This window comes from Alloprevotella sp. oral taxon 473 str. F0040 (genome assembly GCF_000318095.2).
GTDB lineage: Bacteria > Bacteroidota > Bacteroidia > Bacteroidales > Bacteroidaceae > Alloprevotella.
Genome location: NZ_KB290717.1, coordinates 552,431 through 576,594 on the forward strand (window position 1 = coordinate 552,431; position 24,164 = coordinate 576,594).

The window sequence follows — 24,164 nt, forward strand, 5'->3', positions numbered from 1 at the left end:
AGCTCTTTTACCAAATAATGTATAGTACTCTATCTTTCTAAATACTAATGAATAAAACAGCTATATTATCTTTACCGCTCAACAAACGTCTATATACATTGTGTTTAGCTATGTTTGTTGTGCTACCTCATTTTGCAGAGATTATCTCACCTTCTAATGCCTTAGATATTGCGCAACAATATGTACAGGTTAAGGCTAAGGATAAGCAAATGATCAAAAGACTCTCAAAGAAAGCCCATCGAAACACACTCTCTAGCCAAGCAACGCCCTACTATCTATTTAACGATGCCCAAAATCGCGGTTTCGTGCTTGTTGCAGGCGACAATGCTTTGGGGGAAGTTCTAGCTTATAGCAATACCAACACGCTGGACACGACCAGTATAAATCCAGGTGCTCGCTACCTGCTTGAAGAGTATAAAAAGAGCTTTATCGCATTGCAAAAGAGAAGCCGACAACAGACAAGACTCATTAATACAACTTCTCTTAAAACGAAAGTTCCTGAGCTACTAACGAGTAAATGGAACCAAGACTCCCCTTACAACCTGTATCTAGGCCCTAATCAAGATGGTAGCTACCCATACACAGGTTGCGTAGCTACTGCCGTAGCTCAAATTATGGCTTTTCATAAATGGCCCATCCAAGGTTCTGGATCTAACGCCTACAGAGTTACTCACTACAACGACAGACTCACTGCAGATTTTTCAAAGTCACGCTACGACTGGAAGAACATGCGCGATGAGTATCGCTCTAGTGCTAACGAACAACAGAAGAATGCAGTAGCTCTTCTGATGAAAGACGTAGGCATTGCAACTAATATGCAATATACCCCATGGTATAGTGGCACTCTCACATGGAACGCAAAAGAAGCCGTTAGCCAGTACTTTCAATATGATGCTGCACTTCTGTCGAAAGCCACTGAAGGAAGCAACTTTGTTCAAGTCATCCATCAAGAAATCAGTAACGGCTATCCTGTATACCTATCTGGCTTCCAATCTTTAGGAAAGAGTGGGCATGCTTGGGTCGCTGATGGTTATGATGAAAAAGGGCTAACCCACATGAACTTTGGTTGGGGTGGGCAAGCAGATGGCTATTATTCTATTGATGCTATTAACGTAGAAAACTCTGGTGCTGAGTTTGGAGGAAAGTCTCTGAGTTTTAGTAAAGGGATGGAGGCTCTCTTGATGCATCCGCATAAAGATGGGAAGAATACTCTACCCACAGAATTTCAGAATGAAGCTGCTCGCCTCATGGGAAATAATGGTTTTGAATTTAGACTCGCTGAGGGACAGTCTAAAATTCAGGATCAAAACAATCCTATTCGTGTCACGCTTTCTGATATTATCAACAAAGGAAATGCCTTTAATGGTAAAATAGGACTTGTTGTTTACAATGAACAACAACAGCAAATGTCAGAACCCAACTATGCATCATCGTCTATTGACTTATTAGAATCTGGACTTTACACAGAAAAGCTACCCATTTCCCTCAATGTCAAAGATTTAAAAGATGGTCGTTATATTATTGCTCCGATATGTCAGCCTTCCACCCTATCGACAACTAACGTCTTCTATCCTATAAGAAATACTCCTAAGATTGTACTTGAAATCAAGGATGGAAAAGCCCATGTCTTACAGGAATACTACACTGGAGCTGGATACATATGGGATGGAAAACCTGTAAGTCGCCAGCCCCTACGCGTAGGTTCATCAGCAGAATTATACTGTCCCATCCGCATTCTACAAGCAGCCTATAAACAGTCGACTTTCAAAGTCTCCTTTATCAATGCACAAGGAACAGAAGTTTATATCGCGCAAAGTAGAACAGATGGAATTGAAATGCAAGACTTTCAGACCAAACAAATTTCCCTTAATGTTGATTTACCCCAAAGTTTGTCTCCTGGCACATATCGACTCAAAGCACAAATGATTTGGTCGAAGGATGCACTAAGTGGACTCGACAAAGATAAGTACTTTGATGTTCAAGAAACGAATGAGACCAGCACCACCACTATCGAAGTGAAACCCCAGCTGCAATCTTCCCAGCTGATGGTATTAGGCAGCACTTTCGAAGACAACTCAGGAACATCCTTTGAAGCTCAACAACCCATACCTGTGAATGGTAATTTCAAATTTTCACTGAGCATTAAGAACAATAGTAACACTTTGTTCCGTGGCAACCTCAAATGCTATTTTGAAGAACAAGCTACGGGAGTCAGAGTTCCTCTTGAGCATCCATTCCTTAATAACATAACGATTGAAAAAAACCGACTTAGCTTACCTACTTCAGGCTGGCTAAAGAACGAAAGCTTGAAAGTCAACAATGATAAAGCTTATCATCTGATTGTTGTGCAACAGCTAGAGAACGGTGATCAAATCGAAGTACCATTTGCACCAGGTAAGCAACGCACATACTGGTTTAAAAATGCCACTGTCTCAGCCAACTCCACTTCTACCTATGTGCCGCAGCCCAAAGAGTTCTTCACACTTAAGCTCGCAACAAGATCAGCTTATGTCATAGCCCCCAGCTCACGTGAGGTAGAGAAAAGTGAATTATCAACAATTCAAGAAGCTGAAGCGAAGAATGACGCTCGCGCTATCTTCTATCGAGAAGGTGACTATATCATTTCTCTCTCTACTGGTCGTGTAATCCAATGGAATAGTGAAGAACGTGACTGGAACCAAGTTCTCACCTTTGCTCCAGAAGGGCAAATGGGTAGTCCGCTTCATTGGATACAGCAAGACGGAAACATCAGACCACGTGGTTTGGGATACCGCGACATAGCACTCTCCACACCTATGGTTGCTGAACGTGTAGACGTCCTCCCCATCACGCTAGCTCAGCATGGCATGGCTAGTTTCTTCACACCAGTACAAGGTAAGGTGACAGATGGAATAGCCTATCGAGCGACTTTAGATAATGAAGGCCAACTGGAATTACATAAGATAGAAGGTGATATCCCCGCAAATACAGCCTTCTTGGTCGAAAAAATCCAAGCTACGCAAGTGCATTTTCAGATCAAAAAAAGCAGTGGTTTGCTGTCCCCTTTCTCATCTAACGACAATATACTTTATGGCTCAGTGACAACACCACCGACTACCAGTTCATCCATAGTCTATGCTCTTTCAGGTGAGGAAAAAGCCTACCACCGTCTTGGGGCTTGGCAACGTCCCTTCCGTGCCTACATCATTCGTGCAACGGCTCTAGGACATGCTCCTAGTTTCAGTATTAAACCCACTGGAATTGTGAGTCCTCAGCTTAGTACGAAGAGTACATGGAACACCCCCATCTTTGACCTCACAGGACGTCGTATTTCTACTCCTAAATCTGGACAAATCTTGATTGAAGGTGGACGAAAGGTGATGCACTAAGTCTACCCTCTTGCCTTCTCAGACATTGATATAAACAATGGAGGTTCTATAAAAGCTCCAACTATCCTCCATAACTCTCCCATATAAATTGGAAAATCTCCCATGTTTTACTGAAAACGTGGGAGATTTTTGCATTTTGCTCCGACAAGTTTTCTAGCATATCGTTTGCCGGAATAGCACCGTTTACATCTCTTTACAATTCTCTCTTTTTATCCTTCCTTCCTCGCGCGCGCGTACGTAACAGGAATTTTGACCTTTTTGCTTTCACAACCTTCACAGATTTCATTGTAACACACTATCACACAAACGCTTATAGTCACCTTTCGGACATTTTTTAAGAATTGGCAAAAAATCAAGGTATTCAGAATGGAAATCTCTACGTTGAACTTCTCCAAGCTACAAGAGCGTCTAAGAAAACTTGTCACATGCAACGGCTCGTTTATGTGAAGGTTGTGAAAGCAAAAATGCAAAGTTGCTAGGGAATGCACGCGCGTCACGCGTACGCGCGAGAAACCGTACTCCTTTTGCCACACAATACAGCAACACCAGGTGAAAGATATAGGTGAACAAGCACTTTTTGATTTCGCTGCTCACCAGCTCTTTATAATTAGATGTTTTTTGAACCTTCACCGTTGACATCTCTACACCACAAAAAGAGCGGTTTCAGTGATTTTCTCCTCAAAAGTTGAGCATTTTTCATTCTTTTAAGGCTGATTTTCTCACTTTCGGTGCATTGCTACCCATATCTATAGAGGGAGTGCAGCTCATGAAGCACGCAAATCATTGCTTGTCGCAACACCTTCCTTGCACACCCCACCCATAATCTACTAGACAAAAACACAAGTTTCCGTATCCTCCAGCTGTCAAATCGTTAAATTTTCACCTTTCACCGCATTTTTCTTGAAAAAGATTTGGTACTCTCAAAAGAAACTCAGACATTCGCAGTGTAACACGACACTATTACACCAAAACACAGGAATTACTCCTATGATTTGGACAAATCATAAACCATAGAAATTCTATGATAACGATACAAAACCTCCACTTCAACTACGGCAACTCTGCCTACAAGGTATTTGAAGACTTCACCTTGAACATCCCCAATGGTAAAATCATTGGACTACTTGGCAGAAACGGTACAGGCAAATCTACCCTACTCTATCTCATCTCAGGACTACTCCGTCCCAACCAAGGCATGATGCTCGTAGATGGCTACGTTTCTCAAGACAGACATCCCGAAATGTTGCAAGACATCATGATTGTCCCCGAAGAAATAGACCTTCCTGCAGTTAGTTTTAAAGACTTTATCCGCACCAATCGTGTGTACTATCCCAACTTCTCAGAAGAGGTGTTGCACCAAGTGCTTCGCGATTTTGATATTCCCGCAGAATTTAATCTCACTGCGCTCTCTATGGGACAGAAAAAGAAGGTGTTCATGGCTTTTGCCCTCGCCACTTGCACTAAATATCTGCTCATGGACGAACCCACCAATGGTCTGGACATCCCCTCCAAGATGCAATTCCGCCGAACCCTCGCTTCGCAGATGAATGCAAATCGCACCATCATCGTTTCTACCCACCAAGTGCACGATGTGGAACAACTCATTGACCATGTGGTGCTCATCGAAGGCACACACTTACTGGTAGATAACTCCACCAACGAATTGAGCAAACTACTACGCTTTGAACAACGCCCTTATGGAGCGCCCCTCGATGACGCACTCTACGTGGAGCCCTCACTCTCAGGTTCTGCAGTCATCACACCCACTAAAGGCCGTGAAGAAACTCCCATCAATCTGGAGCTACTCTTTAATGCCATCGTGCAATATCCTGACTTGCTTCACCAAGCAGAAGCAGCGAATAATGGGACTATAGCCTCATTCTAATTTTGTTTCACCTCTAAAACATACTCGATTATGGATTTCCACAAAATTAATTTCCAACGTGTTGGATGGTTATTGCGCCAAAATGTGGTGGAACATTGGAAGACGCACTTGCGTTATTACCTCGGACTCCAAGTTGGCTTTCTCATTGCCCTCCTTCTTTTCATCTACAATGTCTTGCAGGCCTTCACCAATGGCTACAATGAAGAGAGTACCTACGAAGCATTAGGAATAATGGCGCACAGCATGGCTAGCATAGGCTGCATAACCCTCTATGCGGCATTCATCTTTAGTACTTCAGCTGTATTTTCGCTAAAAACAGAACGCAGCAAAAGGATCGTTCAACTGATGACTCCAGCCACAACGGCAGAAAAAGTGCTTTCGCGTTTTATTCTCTATAATCTCGGAGCTATTGCGCTTTCCTTTAGTGCACTTCTCTTCACAGACTTAGTAGGTTTTTTTGTGGTGGAAGCCTTTGATTTAGATTATGTGTGGTTTACCCCCAAGATGCTAGCCAATATCTGTGACAGTTTGGTGATTCCACCATTTTCCTCAGAAGACTTCCAACCTCTGCTAGGTGCATGGAGCTTACGCAGCTTACCCATTTTCTCTATCGTCGTATTATGGAGCTTTTATCTCTGGGGTGGCGCAGTCTTTCGTAAAAAGTCATTTATTATGACTTCCTTGTTCTGCTTCATCATCTTTGTCATCTTTTCGGCTATCACGACATCTGTGATCGTCTATTATTCCGATATTTATAGCTGGCATGACAAAGAAATTAAATTGATTGTGAACATCGTGTTTACTACATATTACTTAATTGGCTGGGTATGGCTCGCAGCGAATATCTATTTCGGCTATCGCATCCGTAAACGTGCCTCGCTCATGCCTCGCCATTGGGTGGGACAATAATTTCTAGTTATCTATTTTCTAACATACAACAAAATGAATTTCCGCGACGGACAACCCATCTATCTGCAAATTGCAGAACGCTTGATGGACGAAATCCTCGCAGGACAGTACACCGCCGATGAACGTGTGCCTGGCGTGCGTGACTATAGTGCACTACTACAGGTGAATGTAAACACCACGGTTAAGGCTTTCGACGTATTGGTGCAGAAAGGTATTCTCTACAACAAACGCGGCTTAGGCTCCTTTGTTAGTCCAGATGCTATACAAATCATTAGTGATCTACGACAAGATGATTTGCTCAACCAATTACTTCCTGATTTGGCGCACCAAATGCAACACCTCGGAATTCCTATCAGTAAGGTGGTCGAACGCTTGCAACAACTGATTTCTCAACGACAAGAGGTGCAGAACAGTATGGCGCAAACAACAAGCATTGTTTAGGCATTTCGATACTATCCTCGTAAGATTTCTCCAACACAAACTAACTATTCAACACAATAACTCATCCTAACGCTTCATCCTATGAAACGAATGATATTCACTCTCACTCTCGGTCTTTTGACCGCCGTAACTTTCGCTTCGTGTCGACGTATGGCATACCATCTACAATCGATAGATTTGAAATCATCTTCCACCTCATCTGCTCAAGGAGGAGGTACTCGCACCGTAGGTCGCTTGCCTCACTTCGATGGCGTGACCGTGAGCAATGGCATCACGCTGAAATATGTGGCAGAAGGCACACCCAGCATCACAGTAACAACAAGTAACATCTCACCTTCAGACGTGATGGTGCGCGTGGACGATGACGAATTGAAGATCAACTATTCCAACGCAATTCAGGTGGCAAACGAGAAAACCGTGGTCACTATCACGGGCTATGCTATCAAAGACTTTGAGCTCGACAATGGCGGTATGATAGACATCGCTCAACCGCTCAATGTGGGTGGCAAACTTAGTTTTGAACTCAACAATGGCGGCACAATCAAATTGGTGAGTGCTAAGGCATCGGAATTGGATGTGGAAGTGAACAACGGTGGTACATTCCAAATCGGAAATGTGGAAGTGGCCAAGTTGGAAATGGACGTGCAGAATGGTGGCAACATCAACGTGAACGGTGCTACGGTGAGCGAATCTGATGCCGAAGTGTCGAATGGCGGTGGTATTGCACTGGTGGGCACTGCCAATGTGAGTAAATATCAAATCAACAATGGCGGAAAGATTCAAGCAGAACGTTTGAAGAGCAAACGCGCTGCTGTGGAAATCTACAATGGCGGTACGCTCCACTTCAACGCACAAAGTGTGTTCAAACAAGCAGTGATGAACGGCGGTCAGGCTCAAAATCATTTCAAATAACCCCAAAGGCTGTTGTAATAGACAACACCAGACAACACCTTATTCTATTTCTTTTGCTCTGGACACCTCATTGCCCACCGCACGGCACTGAGGTGTCTAAGTATTAGTATACCATTCAGCTTCGTGCGTTAGAAAGTCACGCTTCACAACCATTTTATTAAAGTTCTGCTTTATGATTCACATCGAAAATCTACATAAGACTTACTATGCTGCACAGCCTCTACACGTGCTTAAAGGCATAAACCTCGACATTGATGAAGGTGACTTCGTGAGCATCATGGGAAGCTCAGGATCGGGCAAGTCTACCCTACTCAATATCCTCGGCATTCTCGACAACTATGATGAGGGCAACTACTACATCAATGGAACACTCATCAAAAACCTTTCAGAAAATAAAGCAGCCGACTATAGAAATCGAATGATTGGCTTTATTTTCCAATCGTTCAACCTCATCAATTACAAGACTGCACTTGAAAACGTGGCGCTTCCTCTCTACTACCAAGGGATATCGCGCAAGAAGCGAAACCTAATTGCGATGGAGCATCTCGATCGTTTGGGGCTCAAAGATTGGGCACATCATTTGCCCAACGAATTGTCTGGTGGACAAAAACAGCGTGTAGCTATAGCACGTAGCATCATTACCAATCCTCAGATTCTATTGGCAGACGAACCCACAGGTGCCTTGGACTCCACGACATCGGGCGAGGTGATGCAATTGCTCACCGACCTCAATGCCGAAGGACGCACCATCATAGTGGTGACCCATGAAAGTGGTGTGGCTTATCGCACCAAACGCATCATTCACCTTTCAGACGGTGTGATTGAGCGCATCGAAGAAAATAATCCCAATGCGATGCAACCTTTTGGAGATTTGATGAAATAGCCGCATCACATCCCAACCTTATGACTGTTTCCAAGAAAGTTTGCCTTTCTTGTCACTCCTATAACATAGCGAACTATGTGGCACGACATTTTCATACGACTCCAACAAAACAAGCTCCGCACTGCGCTCACAGGCTTGAGTGTGTCGGTGGGTATCTTTCTGCTCATCGTCCTCCTCGGAGCAGGGAATGGACTGATTCATGCCTTTAATCACAACAATCAGATGTTTAGCACCGATGCTATATCCATCTACCCGGGCTATACATCTAAACCCTTCAAAGGTTGGAAAGAAGATCGCAACATTAAATTTGACAACATAGACGTTGACAATACAGCGATAGTGGCAAAGAGCAAGGTGAAGTCTACTGCTGGTAAACTAACTAGCTCAGAAAAAACAGCTTCTGCACACCAACATTATTTCAAAACAACCCTATACGGACAATCTCCTGAAGCCTACAACATAGAACGATTATCCCTCGCAAAGGGACGATATATCAATGAACTAGACCTCAAAGAGCAACGTAAAGTGGTGGTGATACCCGACTATAGTGCAGAAGAAACATTCGGCAGCATTGAGGCAGCTATTGGCGACTATCTGAACGTCGACTCTGTGTCCTACCAAGTGGTGGGAGTGCTAGAGTCGAATGGTAATAAAGGACAGAGCCGATGCCATATCCCTTTTACCACATATCGTACCATCTTTCACTCGGGCTTTGATGTTCCAGAAATTGTGGTACAAACATATAAACCTGAAGAGGATGAATCTTTTGAGGTTTTGAGAGCGGCATGGTGTAAGAGTTTGGGTGCTCGCCATGATTTCGCAGAAGACGACGAAAGTGCAGTGTGGATATCCAGTGTTGCTCAAGGAGCAAAAGAGCAAAATTTAGCTTTGACGATGCTCGAACGTGCATTGTGGGTGGTCGGGTTGCTCACGCTGATGAGTGGTGTGGTGAGTATTTCTAACATTATGCTCATCACCGTAAAAGAAAGGACTAAAGAATTTGGTATCCGCAAAGCTCTGGGTGCACGTCCCTGGGCGATACTTCGCGGTGTACTCGCAGAAAGTGTAATCATCACGCTATTCTTTGGCTACATCGGTCTTGTAGCTGGAATTGCTGCCACCGAATGGATGAATGTAGTGTCAGGGCAACAAGTCACTGAATTTCTCAATTTCAGATTCTACACCTTCCTTGACCCTACGATTAACATGAGCGTTGCCTTCTCTGCTTTGTTGACACTCATCATCGCTGGACTCTTGGCAGGTTTCTTCCCTGCACGACGAGCGGTAAAAATCAAGCCTATTACGGCACTCAATGCCAAATAAAAATCCCCTATCCTCCTAAATTCAAGACTATGACTATCTTTGATCTCGACAAATGGTCTGAAATCTGGCAAACCCTGAGTCGCAACAAATCGCGCTCCTTGCTCACTGCCTTCGGAGTATTTTGGGGCATCTTTATGCTCACAATCCTCATGGGTGGTAGCAATGGTTTTCGAGCTATACTAGAAGCCAACTTCAATGGTTTTGCACAAAACTCGTATTTCTTCATGCCGGGAAAAACGACAAAGCCCTATAAGGGATTCCAAGTAGACCGCTCTTGGATGTTGCACTTGAGCGATGTGGACGCGCTCCCCAAACAAGTGCCAGGGGTGAAACTCGCTACGCCTATGGTGTTGGGGCTCTTCACAGAAATGACCCACAAGCAACATAAGGAGAATGTATCTCTGAAAGGAGTATATCCCAACTATGATCAAATTGAAAATCCTCACATCGTGATGGGGCGCTTCATTCAGATGGCAGATGTGATGAATCAGCGACGTGTATGTGTGCTCAGTAAAAACATTGCATCGCGACTCTTTCCCAACGACCCTAACCCTCTAGGAAAGTACGTACAATCTGGTGGTATGTATCTGCAAGTGGTGGGGGTGTCTCACATCATCAGTAATTTTGGTGTGGGTGGGAATAGCAGCTATTCGGTGTTTATCCCTTTCTCTGTAGCTCAAAACTTAACGAAATCGGGCAATGACATCGCTATTATCGGAGTGGTGGTGAAAGATAATGTGTCAATCAGCAGTATTCAACCACAAATGGAAAGATTTTTCTGTGAACGACACTCTGTGGATCCTACAGACACCGCAGCCTATATGAGCATCAACATGGAATCAATGTTTCAAATGGTGACAGCGCTGTTTTCGGGCATCAACATCCTTGTATGGCTCATTGGTGTCGGCACCTTGCTCTCTGGCGCCATTGGTATCTCCAACATTATGATGGTAGTCGTGAAAGAGCGCACTACAGAAATCGGTATTCGCCGCGCCATCGGTGCCAAACCACACGACATTCTCTCTCAAATTATGACAGAGAGCGTGGTCATTACTCTGCTTGCTGGCATAGGAGGCATCATTATATCGGTGTGGATTTTGAGCGGTATAGACATAGCTGCACATTCTATGACGGAATCTTACCCAAGTGGCGGATTCTTCATCAGCTTCCCAGTAGCGGTTGGAGCATTGTTTGCCCTTTCCTTCATTGGGGTTTTAGCAGGCATAGCTCCTTCGCTTCGAGCACTTGCCATCAAACCTATTGATGCTATCCGCGATGAATAAGACCCTTTTAGCACTACCTCATTCTTTCCTCATATTCCTAATAACAAGTTATATTCTTGCATCATGAAAAAAGCTATTAAAATCATTGGTCTCATTCTTCTTGGAGTGATTTTTATTGGCACCTTTGTCTTCCTCTACAATAAGACGCAAAAGAAAGAAGCAACTTTTGAAGAGATTGCTCCTGCCTACAACAACCTTCAACGCACCACCGTGGCAACAGGCACGATAGAACCGCGCAACGAAGTGGACATTAAACCACAGATTTCTGGCATCGTGGCAGAACTCTACAAAGAAGCTGGACAGTCGGTGAAAAAAGGAGAGCTGATAGCGCGTGTGAAAGTGATTCCAGACATGAGTTCGCTCAACTCTGCAGAAAATCGCGTGCGATTGGCTCAACTGAACTTGGCACAAGCTCAACGCGACTACAACCGCAACAAACAACTCCACGATCAGCAGCTCATTTCTACCGAAGAGATGGAGAAATCGCACTTGGCGCTTCGTCAAAACAAAGAAGAATTGGCGAACGCAACAGAGGCACTGCAGATTCTTAAAGAAGGTGTGAGCCGCTCTATGGCAGCACAATCCACAACTTTGGTTCGTTCTACGATTGATGGCATCATCCTTAATGTCCCTGTGAAAGTGGGTAACTCGGTAATTATGAGCAACACCTTCAACGAAGGTACAACGATTGCGACGGTGGCAAACATGAAAGACTTGCTCTTCAAAGGCACCATTGACGAAACAGAAGTGGCTTTACTCACTAATGGAATGTCCATGGACATCTCCGTCGGTGCTTTGCCCGATGCTACGTTGTCTGCAAAGCTGGAATTCATCGCTCCTAAAGTGAGCGCTGGCACCCAAAGTAATCAGTTTGAAATCAAGGGAGCTATTGCCCCCAACAGTGGTCATCAGCTCCGCGCTGGCTATAGTGCCAACGCTACCATCGTATTGGAGGCACGCAAACACGTGCTCACAGTGCCCGAAAGTGCGATTGTTCACGAGAACAACAAGACCGTAGTTTATGTGGTGACAAGCAAGCCAGGCGCTGTTCCTCAAACATTTGAACGTCGCGAGGTGACTGTTGGCTTGTCCGATGGCGTAAACATTGAGATTCTCAAAGGACTCACCACCAAAGACCGTGTGCGCGGCAACCAACAAGAAGCAACCACTGACAAATAAATCTAATGGTCGCTCATATTCTTAAGGTTTCATCCCTCATACACTAGTCTCGATTATGAAGAAAATCATATTTATGCTCCTCACTGCAGGCTTTCCGCTAATGGTTGGCGCGCAAACCCTCACGTTGCGCCAATGCATAGACCTCGCTGTGGCACGCAATGTCAGTGTACGACAAGCGCAAGTGGGACAACAGCAGCAAAAGATAGCCTTGGAGTCTGCCAAACAAGCTAGACTTCCCCAAGTGGGCGGTAGTTTTAACCAAAATCTATCGCTCGGACGCGGACTCACCGCCAACAACACCTATGATACCCGCAACACCTACTCTTCTTCCTTGGGAGTACATGCCGATATGCCACTCTTTACGGGCTTTCGTATTGGCAACGAGCGCAAACGCGCAGAACTCAATCTGAAAGCAGCCACAGCAGATATCGAACGACTGAGTGAAAGCCTGGGATTGCAAGTGACACAAGCCTACTTCCAAGTGCTCTACCAACAAGAATTGCTGCAACAAGCAAAGACCAACTTGCAGCTATCTCAACTCCAAGAGAGTCGTCTTATTGGTCTGATTCAGGCAGGGAAGGCGGCACAAGTGGAACTCAGTGAGGCACAATCGCGAGTGGCGCAAGACCAAGCCTCTATTGTGCAAGAAGAGAGTCAATATAACTTGGCATTACTCGAACTCTCCCAACTGCTTGAGTTCTCCACACCAGACAGTTTGCACATTGCTTCGCCTGCTTCTCTACAACTTCCTCATCTGCCAGAAAGTGCCGATGCAGTGTTTGCACTCGCACTTCCCCAGCGTCCTGCACTGCAAGTGGCAAAACTTCGCACAGAAGCTGCAGAAATGGGAGTGAAGGTGGCACGTTCGGGTTATCTTCCTACCCTTTCCCTCTCTGCTGGTCTGGGCACTAATTACTACAATACTTCGGGATTCACAAACGAAGCATTCAATAGACAGATTCGCAACAACTTCGCTTCCTCTCTTGCACTCTCACTCAGCATCCCCATCTTTGATCGATACAGCACGCGCAATAGTGTGAAACAGGCAAAGCTCGAAGTGGTGAATCAACAACTGGAGGAAGAAAATCTCAAAAAAACGCTGTATAAAGAGATTCAAAACGCATATTACAACGCTGTTGCAGCACAACAAAAGTGGACTGCTGCCAAGACAGCAGAACAAGCTTCAGAAATGAGTCTCAACCTTGTGACAAAGAAATATGAAGCAGGGAAAGCCAATGGCACCGAATATGATGAAGCGCGCAAAAAACATACTAATGCAGCAACTCAACGCCTCACTGCTTACTACGACTATCTTTTCCGCACCAAAATCTTAGACTTCTATGCTGGAGAACCTTTACAATAGAGGATAAACAATGCAATCTCTTTAGCATGAAATGACACAAAGTCACACTAGGACCATAAGAACAGATCTTCCCTTTCTCGGAGAATTAAGTAACAAATCTCCGAGGTTAGTATGAAAATCTCCTACTTTTTTCAGATAATCTCCGAGTTTTCAATAGAAATCTCGGAGATTTTTTTTTGCATAGAGCGCATAAACATAAAAATCACAGCGATTCATCTCGAAAAGTATAGACATTATGTAGAAAAAGGAAAGAGGTTAATCTTAATATCAAATAAAATGCTTATCTTTGTATGGTCAATAAGACAACCGACCTTGTCGATAATTATTTCAATAAAAACAACATACATACTTTCTTTCAACCATGAGAGTTATTATCGAACCCGATTACGCTAAATTGTCACAATGGGCTGCTGACTACGTTGTAAACAAAATCAATGCAGCAAAGCCTACAGCTGAAAAACCTTTCGTTTTGGGATTGCCCACTGGCTCTAGCCCTATGGGCATGTACAAAGCCATCGTCAAGGCTTATCAAGAAGGTCGCGTAAGCTTCAAACACGTTGTAACCTTCAACATGGATGAATACGTAGGTCTTCCCGAAGATCACCCTGAAAGCTACCACACTTTCATGGCCAACAACCTCTTCAACCACATCGATTGCCCCAAGGAAAATGTACACCTCCTCAATGGTAACGCAGAAGATTTGGCAGCGGAATGCGCTCGCTACGAACAAATGATTGCTGACTTTGGTGGTATCGATCTCTTCCTCGGTGGCATTGGCCCTGATGGTCACATTGCTTTTAACGAGCCTTTCTCTTCGCTCAACAGCCTTACACGTGAGAAGACACTTACCACAGACACTCGCATTGCTAACAGCCGATTCTTCGGTGGTGATCCTAATGCAGTGCCTGCCACTGCACTCACTGTCGGTGTAGGCACAGTGATGGCTGCTAAGGAAGTACTCATCCTCTGCAATGGCCACAATAAGGCTCGCGCTTTGCAAGCTGCCATCGAAGGTCCAGTGTGTCAAGCTTGGACAATCTCAGCTCTGCAAACTCACCCTCACGGCATTATCGTGTGTGATGAGGCTGCTTGCGAAGAACTTAAAGTGGGTACCTACAAGTATTTCAAAGATATCGAAAAAGATAACTTGTAATAGTTGATTTTTATCCTCTATTTCATGATTTCTCAACGTGTCCTTGCTCCCTATTTGATGAAACGGAGCAAAGACACGTTGATCTTTTAGAGCCAAACTATCGAGATTCAAGGCTTTATATTTCATTTTTACTTCACCATTTACCTCTCAGGGCTTACATCTATTCTTCATAGAATGTAAAGCCAAGGAAGATAGTAGAAGAGAAACATAAAGAATCCTTTAGAATCTTTGATTCTTACGCATTGTAGGCCTTTAACGGCGCAGCAATATCCATCACTTATTCCATAGACATGCACCCTATTCATTTGATGCCTAAACCAGCTGGTTCGGCTTGCAACTTGGACTGCACCTACTGCTATTACCTCGAGAAACAAAAGCTCTATGCTGCATCAGGCAAACAAGAGATGAGCGACGAACTTCTCGAAAAGTATATCCATGATTATATCGCAGCTCAACCCACAAACAATGTTCTCTTCACTTGGCACGGTGGAGAACCCTTGGTGCGCCCCATGAGTTTCTATGATCGTGCTCTGCGTTTACAAGAGAAGCATGCGCAAGGAAAGACGATAGAAAATGCTCTCCAAACAAATGGAACTCTACTTACACTCGACTGGTGTAACTTCCTTAAAAGCAACAACTTTCTTGTCGGCATCTCCATAGATGGAACACAAGAGATGCATGACCACTATAGACTCTCTCGCTCTGGTCGTGGCACTTGGAAACAAGTAATGCGTGGAGTGGAACTATTGCAACGATGTGGCGTAGACTGGAACGCCATGGCAGTTGCGAATGATTTTAATACTCAAGATCCATTAGCTTTCTATCATTTTTTCAAGTCGATAGGTTGCGACTATTTACAGTTTACCCCTATTGTGGAACGCATCTATCGACATCCCGATGGAAGACTTCTAGCTTCTCCTATCGAGGGATTGACAACAGCCGAGATGGCTCCTTTCAGCGTTTCACCTAAAGCGTGGGGTATTTTTTTAACGACCATTTTTGATGAGTGGGTGCGCCATGATGTGGGAGAGTTTTTTGTACAAATTTTTGATTCTACCTTAGCAGGATGGATGGGTGTGCCCGGAAGTCTGTGTACAATGGCAGAGACCTGTGGACATGCCACTGCCATGGAACACAATGGCGATGTCTATGCCTGTGATCACTATGTATTTCCGGAGTTTAAACTAGGGAATATCATGCAACAAACGTTGGAATCAATGGTATTCAGCACTGAACAAAAAGAGTTTGGAGAGAATAAACGAAGACTACTCACTCAGCAATGCAAAACTTGCGAATGGAGATTTGCTTGCAATGGTGACTGCCCTCGCACCCGATTTACACAAAGTCAAGAAGGAGAATGGGGACATCCCTATTTGTGCGCTGGATGGCAACATTATTTTCACCATGTAGCCCCTTACATGGATTTCATGAAACGTCAACTCCAAGCGAATCTACCTCCAGCCAATATCATGAACATCCTTGCTAAGCAAGGAAAACTATAGGGTTTCTCCTGTTGGGTTTGGCAGAATGAAGAATAAATGCTAAATTTGCAGGAAGATATAAAGGCGTTTTTCATAAGAATCGCTCTAACTATTGGATTATCAATGAAACAACGAGCATTTTTTAATGCTCTTCAAGCTACAACCCTATGGGAATTTTCTCTAAATTCTTTGGTAGCTCCAAGAAAAGCGTACAAGATCAAGGCTGGCGCGTGGGAGGTACCGAGGATTTCATGACACTCATCCGTGTATATTATCAAGCCGTCATGGCTTCGTCTTTCGGACTTCGAGATCTCCGTGCTTTACCAGACCTCAGAGTTTTCAAGCAAACACTTAAAGTGCAGACTCTCAACAACAAAATTGGTCTAGCAGAAAAGAGTAAGTGCAAGAAAATGATGAACGAGATTTATGGTATCTCCGACAGTTTTTTCAAAGAAATTGATGAAAGTATCAAGCGTCGTTGCAGAAATGTAAATGATATGCAAACCTATCTTTTTCAGTTTCAAGGATTCACCCAAGAACTTATGATGCTCATGGGCAATCTTATGAATTGGAAATTTCGCCTTCCTTCTTTCTTGCGCGGAGCATTGCGTAATCTTACAGAAAAATCTGTACGTGATATTTTCACTAAAAACTCTTGGAGCGATGCAAGTGTGCAAAAAGCCGTGATGAATGTGCGTAGCTATCAAGCGCAATTGGGATATTCACAAGCGTGGATGACCGAATTTGTCTACAATGTGCTGATGCTCGCCAAGAAAGAGCCAAAGACCGACAATAAAGATGCGTAAACTTTGGCAAGAGTATTCATTGAAGGATTCATGACTGCCTATGACTGCCGAAGAAGAAAAGATTTTACATCAATTTGAAGCACGAGTGCGCCAACTCATCAACAAGCACAAAGAAGTTCTTGCACATAATGACGAGTTGAACCAGGCTTTGAATGAAGAAAAATCCCGTGCACAAGAATTGGAACAGCGTATTGCTACATTAGAGCAGCAATATGCCAATCTCAAAATGGCCAAAATGATAGAAATCACAACGGCCGAAAACCAAGCTGCACAGAAGCGAATCAACAAGCTCATTCGAGAAATTGATAAGTGCATAGCTTTGCTCAATGTGTAGGTTTGACAGTAGATTAAGATGCCAAACACAAGCGACAAATTACAAATCAGACTATTGATTAATAATCAGCCTTATATGTACACTGTGCTCCGTGAAAAGGAGGAACTCTTTCGTAAGGCGGCTGATTTAATCAACAGCAAATTCAATAAATATCGCACAGCACAGCCTAATCATAGTGCTGAACGCTATAGCACTACTGTGCTGGTGGACATAGCTGTGCAACTACTTCAACTGCAACAGGAGAAAAGTGTAGATCCACTCGTGTCTTCGATGAAGCAACTCAACTTAGAAGTAGAAGAGGTGCTCAATGAAGAATAGAAAGAGTCGCTAATCTCTCTCGCAATTTTTACCCCGATAACCAACAAGACATAATTCTTTCCACGATAATGATTTATTTTATCATAGCCTTGGTAGCACTCATCGTTGGTGGAGGTGGAGGATATCTCTGTTTCCGCTACGTCTTGACGTCTATCTACCAACAAAAACTCAACGAAGCCTCTAAAGAAGCAGAGGTGATAAAGGAAAAAAAACTCCTAGAAGTCAAGGAAAAATTCTTGAATAAAAAGGCTGAACTTGAAAAAGAAGTCCAACAACGCAATCAACATATCCTCCAGAGCGAGAATAAGCTGAAGCAACGCGAAATGACGCTTAACAAACGTCAGGAAGAGATTAATCGCACTAAACAAGAACTTGATTCTCACCAAAACCGTGTCAAGAATCAAGAAGCTCTGCTACAACGTAAGGAGGAAGAGCTGAGCAAAATGCACCAGCGTGAAATAGAAAAGCTCGAAGAACTTTCTGGTATTTCTGCGGAAGAAGCGAAAAATCAACTCATTGAAGGACTCAAGGCCGAAGCTCACAGCCATGCTCAAAGCTACATCAATGAGATTATGGACGAGGCGAAGATCAACGCTAACAAAGAAGCTAAGCGCATCGTTATTCAAACCATTCAACGTGTGGCAACTGAAACCGCTATTGAAAACAGTGTGACAGTTTTCCACATCGACAATGATGAAGTAAAAGGTCGAATCATCGGCCGTGAAGGCCGTAACATTCGTGCTCTCGAAGCCGCCACTGGTGTCGAAATCGTTGTAGACGACACTCCTGAAGCAATTGTCATTAGTGCTTTCGACCCTGTACGCCGTGAAATTGCTCGTCTTGCATTGCACCACCTCATCTCTGACGGTCGCATTCACCCAGCCCGTATTGAAGAAGTTGTGTCCAAAGTGTCTAAGCAGGTTGAAGAAGAAGTAATAGAAACAGGTAAACGGACCGCCATAGACTTAGGTATCCATGGTTTGCATCCTGAACTCATTCGCATCGTGGGTAAAATGAAGTACCGTTCTTCTTACGGCCAAAATCTTTTGCAACACGCACGAGAAACGGCAAACCTTTGTGGTATCATGGCAGCTGAATTAGGGTTGAATCCCAAAAAGGCCAAACGGGCAGGTTTGCTCCACGACATCGGTAAGGTGCCCGATGAAGAAACCGAATTGCCACACGCGCTCTATGGAGCAAAGATAGCTGAGAAGTATAAGGAAAAGCCTGATATTTGCAATGCTATTGGAGCTCACCACGATGAAATGGAGATGACCTCACTCATTGCTCCTATCGTACAAGTTTGCGATGCTATCTCTGGTGCTCGTCCTGGTGCTCGTCGAGAAATTGTAGAGGCCTACGTTAAACGATTGAACGACTTGGAAAATATCGCAATGAACTATCCAGGTGTAATGAAGACTTACGCCATCCAAGCTGGTCGTGAACTCCGTGTTATTGTCGGTGCTGACAAGATTGACGACAAAGAAATTGAAAACCTCTCCAACAATATCGCTACACGCATCCAGAACGAAATGACCTATCCTGGACAAGTTAAGATTACAGTGATCCGCGAGACAAGGTCTGTGAGCTACGCTAAATAATTTAGCTCTGTATTAAGGAGAAGGCAATGCTAGTTTGCAAGCCTTCTTCATTTGTTTGCACTCTTTATACAATAAATTCAACAGAGAAGCGTTAGCCAAATAAACGAACGATGAGGTTTTTCCATACCAAGTGGCCAAACCTCTGTCTAGCTAGTTATGCAACAACTTGATAGTTACAATACCACAATCTCTACTTTTCATGAAGATAAAGATGCGATGAAGAAGCCCGCCCTACTTCATCGCATCTCTAAACGAGTTTTTGATTTATTCTTTTCGTTTGTAGGTATTATCCTCATTTCCCCTGTTATTATCGCTGTACTAATCCTCCAATGGATAACGACGCCCGGCACACCTTTTTTTCGCCAGGAGCGGATAGGTAAAGGAGGGAAGCCTTTTTATATCATTAAGTTTCGCACCATGGAACTTGATGCAGAAGCCAATGGACCGCAACTAGTGAACATTGAAAATTCCAACCGATTTACTCGATGTGGCCAGTTTCTTCGCAAGCACCATTTGGATGAACTTCCCCAGCTATGGAATGTTCTTGTAGGAGAAATGTCACATTTGTCGGATACCGACCAGAACGCGCCTTCTACATCAAGCAAATAATGGAGCGCGACCAACGTTATGCATGGCTTTATATCACGCGACCTGGCATAACCTCCGAAGCTGCTATTTACAATGGATATACCGACACCATAGATAAGATGCTTCGCCGCCTAGAAATGGATTTAGATTACCAAAAACGTCTCTCACTCTGGACGGACGTGAAAATTATTATTGCCACTGCTGCTGTGTTTTTTACTGGTAGGCAAGATGCGTCTAAGAATTCTTAGCAAAACCCAACTTATGAAAGCCTTCAAATACCTCCTTCTTTCTCTTTCTTTCTTATGTAGTGGACTGCTATTTGCGCAGTCCACTATGACAGATAGTCAAATCATGGACTATATTGTCAAAGAAAATGCCAAAGGTACTCCTCGGTCTCAAATCGTAACTCAACTTATGGAGCGAGGTATAACTGTAGATAGAATTCAGAAAATTCGTCGCAATTTCGAACGCCAGCAAAAGAAAGAAGTACAAGGTGCCGTTAATATCTCTGGAATAGATAGTAAAACAGCCAAACGCTTGAGGAAAAGCAATGGAGATGTACGTGAGGAACCTATCAAATCTAACAAGAACTTTCCCACTAAGAACAAGCAAAAAGTAGATGAAAGTTCTTTTACTCCATATCAACGCCAGCGATATAAAGAACAACAAGAATTAGATTTAGATGAGAATCTAAATTTTATTCTTCCGGACTCTTTAGAGATGTACGAAAACGCTATGATCTTATTAGACAATAATAAGAAGAAGGTTTTCGGTCGTGACATCTTCAACAACAAGAAACTCTCTTTTGAATCAGAGATGAACATAGCAACTCCCAGCGACTATCTCTTAGGCCCTGGAGATGCGGTGTTTGTGGATGTTTGGGGAGCATCGCAAAAACAGTTTGAATCCACTGTTTCTCCTGAAGGCTTCATCAATATCGAAGGGTATGGTCCAGTCAATGTAAGTGGACTCACGGTAGCACAAGCTAACCAAAGACTTCGTAATACTCTGGGGTCCCGCTTTGGAGGCTCACAGGTAAAACTCACAGTTGGTCAAACTAAGACTATCACTGTGAATGTCATGGGTGAAGTAAAAGCTCCTGGTACATACACAGTGTCTGCTTTTGCCACTGTGTTTCATGCGCTATACATGGCTGGTGGAGTCAATGACATTGGTACGTTGCGTAGCATCAAGGTGCTGCGCAAAGGACGTTTAGTGTCAACAGTAGACATATATGACTACATACTCAATGGCAAGCTCTCAGGAAACATCCGTCTGACATCTGACGACGTCATCTACGTAGATACCTATGATTGCTTAGTAAATATTGCGGGTAAAGTGAAGCGCCCCATGTTCTACGAGATGAAAAAGACTGAGAGTGTCAACACACTACTCAAATATGCTGGTGGATTTACAGGAGATGCTTTTAGCGATAATATCACTCTCATCCGAAAGTCGGGTGGAGAAATGAGCATTTATAGCCTCAATGAGTTTGAAAGAGGAAAATTTCAAGTCCAAGATGCCGACTCTGTTTGGGTAGACTCAGTGCTTGATCGTTACAAAAATCTCGTAGAGGTTCGTGGTGCAGTGATGCGTCCTGGCAAGTATCAAATGGATGGTAACATCTCTACAGTTCGTCAACTTATTCAAACGGCAGGAGGCCTTGCGGAAGATGCTATGCCTGCTCGAGGGATTATCCATCGTTTACGCTCTGATCGCACCCTTGAAGTGAAGAGCTTCAATGGTGGTGACTTGATGCAGCATAAAGAAGCTGATATCCCTCTTCAGAATGAAGATGTAGTTTTCATTCCATCACGCAAAGATACAAATGAAGAACTTCTTCTCACCATCAACGGAGAAGTGAGATACCCTGGTTCTTACCAATATGCTGCTAATAGCTCTATAGAGTCTCTCATTCTACAAGCCGGCGGTCTCACCGACAAAGCCAGTGTTGCGAAAGTAGATATAGCACGTCGTTTCCGCGATAAGAAAGCTGTAGCTTCAGGAGAGCAAGTTGCTCAGTTCTTTAGTTTTTCACTTAAAGACGGATTTATCATAGATGGTAAACCAGATTTCATCCTTCAGCCTTTCGATGAAGTTTATGTTCGTACGTCACCTGGCTATGTAGAACAACAACATGTGAAAGTAGAAGGAGAAGTACAATTTGAAGGGACTTACGTAATCACCAAAAAGAAATATCGTCTCTCCGACCTCATCACTGCTGCTGGTGGATTAACCAAAGAAGCTTATGCAAGAGGTGCTCGTCTAGAACGTCAACTCACAGATGTAGAGAAACTAAAGCAACAAGAACTAATCAAAATTGCAACGCTCAACGACAGCACTGATATCCGTAAGATTCAGATAAACGATATGCCTTATGTTGTAATTCACCTAGAATCGGCATTGCAAAATCCAGGAGATGACCGTTGGGATGTCATCCTTCGAGAAGGCGATCGACTTATCATTCCACAATTTAACAACACAGTAAGTGTGAGTGGTGAAGTGATGTATCCCACTACCCTAACCTATACTCCTGGAGCTAGTCTCTCGCATTATATTGAGCAATGTGGTGGTTATAGCCTCAAATCAAAAAAGAGTAGAGTATTTGCCATACAGATGAATGGAACCGTGAAACGTGTGCGCTCTTCACGAGACATTCAGCCAGGCAGCAATATTGTGGTACCTGCCAAGCCTAAACGCCAAGTCATGAACCTCACGCAACTCATCTCTCTCATCATGAGTCTCACCACTCTCGCCGCAGTAGCAGTGAGTGCATTGAAAAAGTAAAGCAAGCGATTTCTATCTAGATAACATTATATAGTCTCACCACGTCTGTATAGGCACAACTACGCATGAGCAACAGCAGTAAGTTCTCTAAAGGTCTAGGTTGGGGAGTCATCGACAACTTCTCGGGCACAGGTATCAATTTCATAGTTGGTATCCTGCTTGCTCGTGCTTTGTCACCAAAAGATTTTTCCATTATTGGAGTTTCGTTACTCCTGATAACGATTTCCAATATAATATCAGATGGTGGAATTTCAACAGCCCTGGTTCGCAAGACAAAAATAAGCCAAGTTGACTATAACACAGGATTTACACTTAATGTAATTACCTCTGTAGTAGTTTATATAATACTCTTTAGTATAGCTCCTTTGCTATCAAAAGGGCTAAATATACCAGTGCTCACTGACGTAGTCAGATGGTTAGGTATCATTATTTTTATCTCTGCCTTTTCCATTGTTCCTAAAGCACAGCTCACACGTGCAATAAACTTTAAAACACAAGCTGTTGCTGCATCTTCATCTTCTATTTTAGGGGCTATAGTGGGCTTACTGCTATTATATCAAGGCTATGGAGTATGGTCATTTGTTGTACAACAAATTGTGAGGCAAACCACCTATACTCTAGTATTGTGGAGTTCAATTCAGCAACTCCCTAGCCTACAGTTATCCAAAGATTCAGCACGTAACTTATTTTCATTTGGTTCACGTATTCTCTTATCAGGATTAATTGATGCATTCTATAATAATGTATACTTTTACTTTATAGGAAAAATATATGGTGGACACCATTTAGGCTTATATTCGCGTTCTGATCAGTTTTCTGTAGGATTAGTTGCAAACTTCGCATTAGTACTACAAAAAGTATCCTTACCAGCTTTAGCAAAAATCAAGCACGACAGAGTCTATTTTTCCATAAGATTCCAACACTTATACAATAAGACTACTATTTTTGCTTTACTCTTTAGTGGATTTATTGCAGCAACGTCTGATCATTTTATTGTACTACTAATAGGGGCTCAATGGGAAGAAAGCATCGTGATTGTCAAAATCCTATCAATATCAGCTCTTTTTCAACCTCTCATTGTGCTTTACCAAAATGTTATACAAGTCTATGGTAAATCCCAACAATATCTCAACATAGAGATTGCTAGAAAGACTATAGCTGCTATACTTTTTGTTCTTAGCATAACTATTTCATTCGAAACACTGCTATATAGCTTTTCCCTATTAGCACTTTGTTCGTGGCTGATTTATGGATACTTTACTCAAAGAATAATAGAACAAATAGAATTGCTTCAAGGAGCTAAAAGTATTTTAATGCACGTCATTCCCTCATTCATTGTCTGTGCTATTGTATACTACGTTGGATTGCTATATACATCACATTGGCTAGGGTTAATATACCAAACTCTTACATTCTCTGCCTTGCTATTAATCTATATTGCAATAATTCTTCCCCAACGACGTAAACAAATACTGAGTAAACTACGTTGTCTTACATCTTGTGTTAGATAGTAATATCCTATCATCATCATACACTGTTTATCCTCTTTT

20 protein-coding genes are annotated in these 24,164 nt (G+C 43.3%); all 20 read left to right on the forward strand.

The features are described from left to right. The first annotated feature begins 47 nt into the window (after positions 1-47). The 20 genes from HMPREF9999_RS10010 (at position 48) to HMPREF9999_RS07995 (ending at position 24,125) form a co-directional block, all read left to right on the forward strand. A complete protein-coding gene (locus HMPREF9999_RS10010; RefSeq protein ID WP_083475839.1) occupies positions 48-3,368 on the forward strand; it encodes a C10 family peptidase in 3,321 nt (1,106 codons plus the stop codon). A gap of 1,021 nt (positions 3,369-4,389) precedes the next feature. Beyond that, positions 4,390-5,253 carry an ATP-binding cassette domain-containing protein gene (locus HMPREF9999_RS07910; RefSeq protein WP_009752191.1) on the forward strand — a complete coding sequence of 288 codons (864 nt, stop codon included), beginning with the start codon at positions 4,390-4,392 and terminating at the stop codon, positions 5,251-5,253. Positions 5,254-5,283: 30 nt separating this feature from the next. Further along, entirely contained in the window at positions 5,284-6,162 is an 879-nt protein-coding gene (locus HMPREF9999_RS07915; protein ID WP_009752192.1) for a hypothetical protein, read from the forward strand. Positions 6,163-6,195: 33 nt separating this feature from the next. Then, the gene (locus HMPREF9999_RS07920; protein WP_009752193.1) at positions 6,196-6,603 is read left to right on the forward strand and encodes a GntR family transcriptional regulator; all 408 of its coding nucleotides are present in this window, start codon (positions 6,196-6,198) and stop codon (positions 6,601-6,603) included. 81 nt (positions 6,604-6,684) lie between these two features. After that, positions 6,685-7,515 (forward strand): GIN domain-containing protein, encoded by an 831-nt coding sequence (locus tag HMPREF9999_RS07925; protein ID WP_009752194.1) that lies wholly within the window; start codon positions 6,685-6,687, stop codon positions 7,513-7,515. Between the two features lie 172 nt (positions 7,516-7,687). After that, positions 7,688-8,398 carry an ABC transporter ATP-binding protein gene (locus HMPREF9999_RS07930; protein ID WP_009752195.1) on the forward strand — a complete coding sequence of 237 codons (711 nt, stop codon included), beginning with the start codon at positions 7,688-7,690 and terminating at the stop codon, positions 8,396-8,398. Between the two features lie 75 nt (positions 8,399-8,473). Continuing rightward, positions 8,474-9,721: an ABC transporter permease gene (locus HMPREF9999_RS07935; RefSeq protein ID WP_009752196.1), complete on the forward strand. Its 1,248-nt coding sequence runs from the start codon at positions 8,474-8,476 to the stop codon at positions 9,719-9,721. A gap of 29 nt (positions 9,722-9,750) precedes the next feature. Then, a complete protein-coding gene (locus tag HMPREF9999_RS07940; protein WP_009752197.1) occupies positions 9,751-11,004 on the forward strand; it encodes an ABC transporter permease in 1,254 nt (417 codons plus the stop codon). A 63-nt stretch (positions 11,005-11,067) separates the two neighbouring features. Beyond that, positions 11,068-12,183 (forward strand): efflux RND transporter periplasmic adaptor subunit, encoded by a 1,116-nt coding sequence (locus HMPREF9999_RS07945; RefSeq protein ID WP_009752198.1) that lies wholly within the window; start codon positions 11,068-11,070, stop codon positions 12,181-12,183. Between the two features lie 55 nt (positions 12,184-12,238). Next, a complete protein-coding gene (locus HMPREF9999_RS07950) occupies positions 12,239-13,546 on the forward strand; it encodes a TolC family protein (RefSeq protein WP_009752199.1) in 1,308 nt (435 codons plus the stop codon). Positions 13,547-13,907: 361 nt separating this feature from the next. Then, the gene (gene nagB, locus HMPREF9999_RS07955; RefSeq protein ID WP_009752200.1) at positions 13,908-14,699 is read left to right on the forward strand and encodes a glucosamine-6-phosphate deaminase; all 792 of its coding nucleotides are present in this window, start codon (positions 13,908-13,910) and stop codon (positions 14,697-14,699) included. Between the two features lie 266 nt (positions 14,700-14,965). Beyond that, a complete protein-coding gene (locus HMPREF9999_RS07960; RefSeq protein ID WP_410488783.1) occupies positions 14,966-16,201 on the forward strand; it encodes an anaerobic sulfatase-maturation protein in 1,236 nt (411 codons plus the stop codon). A 146-nt stretch (positions 16,202-16,347) separates the two neighbouring features. Next, entirely contained in the window at positions 16,348-16,986 is a 639-nt protein-coding gene (locus tag HMPREF9999_RS07965; RefSeq protein WP_044063282.1) for a hypothetical protein, read from the forward strand. A gap of 40 nt (positions 16,987-17,026) precedes the next feature. Continuing rightward, the gene (locus HMPREF9999_RS07970) at positions 17,027-17,320 is read left to right on the forward strand and encodes a hypothetical protein (protein WP_009752205.1); all 294 of its coding nucleotides are present in this window, start codon (positions 17,027-17,029) and stop codon (positions 17,318-17,320) included. Positions 17,321-17,338: 18 nt separating this feature from the next. Beyond that, on the forward strand, positions 17,339-17,638 hold the full coding sequence (locus HMPREF9999_RS07975) for a cell division protein ZapA (protein ID WP_009752206.1): 300 nt from the start codon (positions 17,339-17,341) through the stop codon (positions 17,636-17,638). A 68-nt stretch (positions 17,639-17,706) separates the two neighbouring features. Then, the gene (gene rny / locus HMPREF9999_RS07980) at positions 17,707-19,239 is read left to right on the forward strand and encodes a ribonuclease Y (protein ID WP_009752207.1); all 1,533 of its coding nucleotides are present in this window, start codon (positions 17,707-17,709) and stop codon (positions 19,237-19,239) included. Between the two features lie 156 nt (positions 19,240-19,395). Next, positions 19,396-19,848 (forward strand): sugar transferase, encoded by a 453-nt coding sequence (locus HMPREF9999_RS10930; RefSeq protein WP_009752209.1) that lies wholly within the window; start codon positions 19,396-19,398, stop codon positions 19,846-19,848. Next, on the forward strand, positions 19,848-20,075 hold the full coding sequence (locus HMPREF9999_RS10935) for a sugar transferase (protein ID WP_009752210.1): 228 nt from the start codon (positions 19,848-19,850) through the stop codon (positions 20,073-20,075). The genes HMPREF9999_RS10930 and HMPREF9999_RS10935 overlap by 1 nt, the downstream gene beginning before the upstream one ends. 13 nt (positions 20,076-20,088) lie before the next feature. Then, positions 20,089-22,614 (forward strand): SLBB domain-containing protein, encoded by a 2,526-nt coding sequence (locus HMPREF9999_RS07990; protein ID WP_044063283.1) that lies wholly within the window; start codon positions 20,089-20,091, stop codon positions 22,612-22,614. A 65-nt stretch (positions 22,615-22,679) separates the two neighbouring features. Beyond that, positions 22,680-24,125: a lipopolysaccharide biosynthesis protein gene (locus HMPREF9999_RS07995; protein ID WP_009752212.1), complete on the forward strand. Its 1,446-nt coding sequence runs from the start codon at positions 22,680-22,682 to the stop codon at positions 24,123-24,125. Positions 24,126-24,164 lie beyond the last annotated feature (39 nt).

Bases quoted from the DNA above. Each gene is read 5' to 3' on its own strand.
- HMPREF9999_RS07940 (WP_009752197.1), top strand. From the start codon at position 9,751: ATGACTATCTTTGATCTCGACAAATGGTCTGAAATCTGGCAAACCCTG.
- HMPREF9999_RS07950 (WP_009752199.1), top strand. From the start codon at position 12,239: ATGAAGAAAATCATATTTATGCTCCTCACTGCAGGCTTTCCGCTAATG.
- HMPREF9999_RS07995 (WP_009752212.1), top strand. From the start codon at position 22,680: ATGAGCAACAGCAGTAAGTTCTCTAAAGGTCTAGGTTGGGGAGTCATC.
- HMPREF9999_RS07925 (WP_009752194.1), top strand. From the start codon at position 6,685: ATGAAACGAATGATATTCACTCTCACTCTCGGTCTTTTGACCGCCGTA.
- HMPREF9999_RS07935 (WP_009752196.1), top strand. From the start codon at position 8,474: ATGTGGCACGACATTTTCATACGACTCCAACAAAACAAGCTCCGCACT.
- HMPREF9999_RS10010 (WP_083475839.1), top strand. From the start codon at position 48: ATGAATAAAACAGCTATATTATCTTTACCGCTCAACAAACGTCTATAT.
- HMPREF9999_RS07970 (WP_009752205.1), top strand. From the start codon at position 17,027: ATGACTGCCGAAGAAGAAAAGATTTTACATCAATTTGAAGCACGAGTG.
- HMPREF9999_RS07945 (WP_009752198.1), top strand. From the start codon at position 11,068: ATGAAAAAAGCTATTAAAATCATTGGTCTCATTCTTCTTGGAGTGATT.
- rny (WP_009752207.1), top strand. From the start codon at position 17,707: ATGATTTATTTTATCATAGCCTTGGTAGCACTCATCGTTGGTGGAGGT.
- HMPREF9999_RS07920 (WP_009752193.1), top strand. From the start codon at position 6,196: ATGAATTTCCGCGACGGACAACCCATCTATCTGCAAATTGCAGAACGC.
- nagB (WP_009752200.1), top strand. From the start codon at position 13,908: ATGAGAGTTATTATCGAACCCGATTACGCTAAATTGTCACAATGGGCT.
- HMPREF9999_RS07915 (WP_009752192.1), top strand. From the start codon at position 5,284: ATGGATTTCCACAAAATTAATTTCCAACGTGTTGGATGGTTATTGCGC.
- HMPREF9999_RS07910 (WP_009752191.1), top strand. From the start codon at position 4,390: ATGATAACGATACAAAACCTCCACTTCAACTACGGCAACTCTGCCTAC.
- HMPREF9999_RS10930 (WP_009752209.1), top strand. From the start codon at position 19,396: ATGCAACAACTTGATAGTTACAATACCACAATCTCTACTTTTCATGAA.
- HMPREF9999_RS07990 (WP_044063283.1), top strand. From the start codon at position 20,089: ATGAAAGCCTTCAAATACCTCCTTCTTTCTCTTTCTTTCTTATGTAGT.
- HMPREF9999_RS10935 (WP_009752210.1), top strand. From the start codon at position 19,848: ATGGAGCGCGACCAACGTTATGCATGGCTTTATATCACGCGACCTGGC.
- HMPREF9999_RS07975 (WP_009752206.1), top strand. From the start codon at position 17,339: ATGCCAAACACAAGCGACAAATTACAAATCAGACTATTGATTAATAAT.
- HMPREF9999_RS07930 (WP_009752195.1), top strand. From the start codon at position 7,688: ATGATTCACATCGAAAATCTACATAAGACTTACTATGCTGCACAGCCT.
- HMPREF9999_RS07965 (WP_044063282.1), top strand. From the start codon at position 16,348: ATGGGAATTTTCTCTAAATTCTTTGGTAGCTCCAAGAAAAGCGTACAA.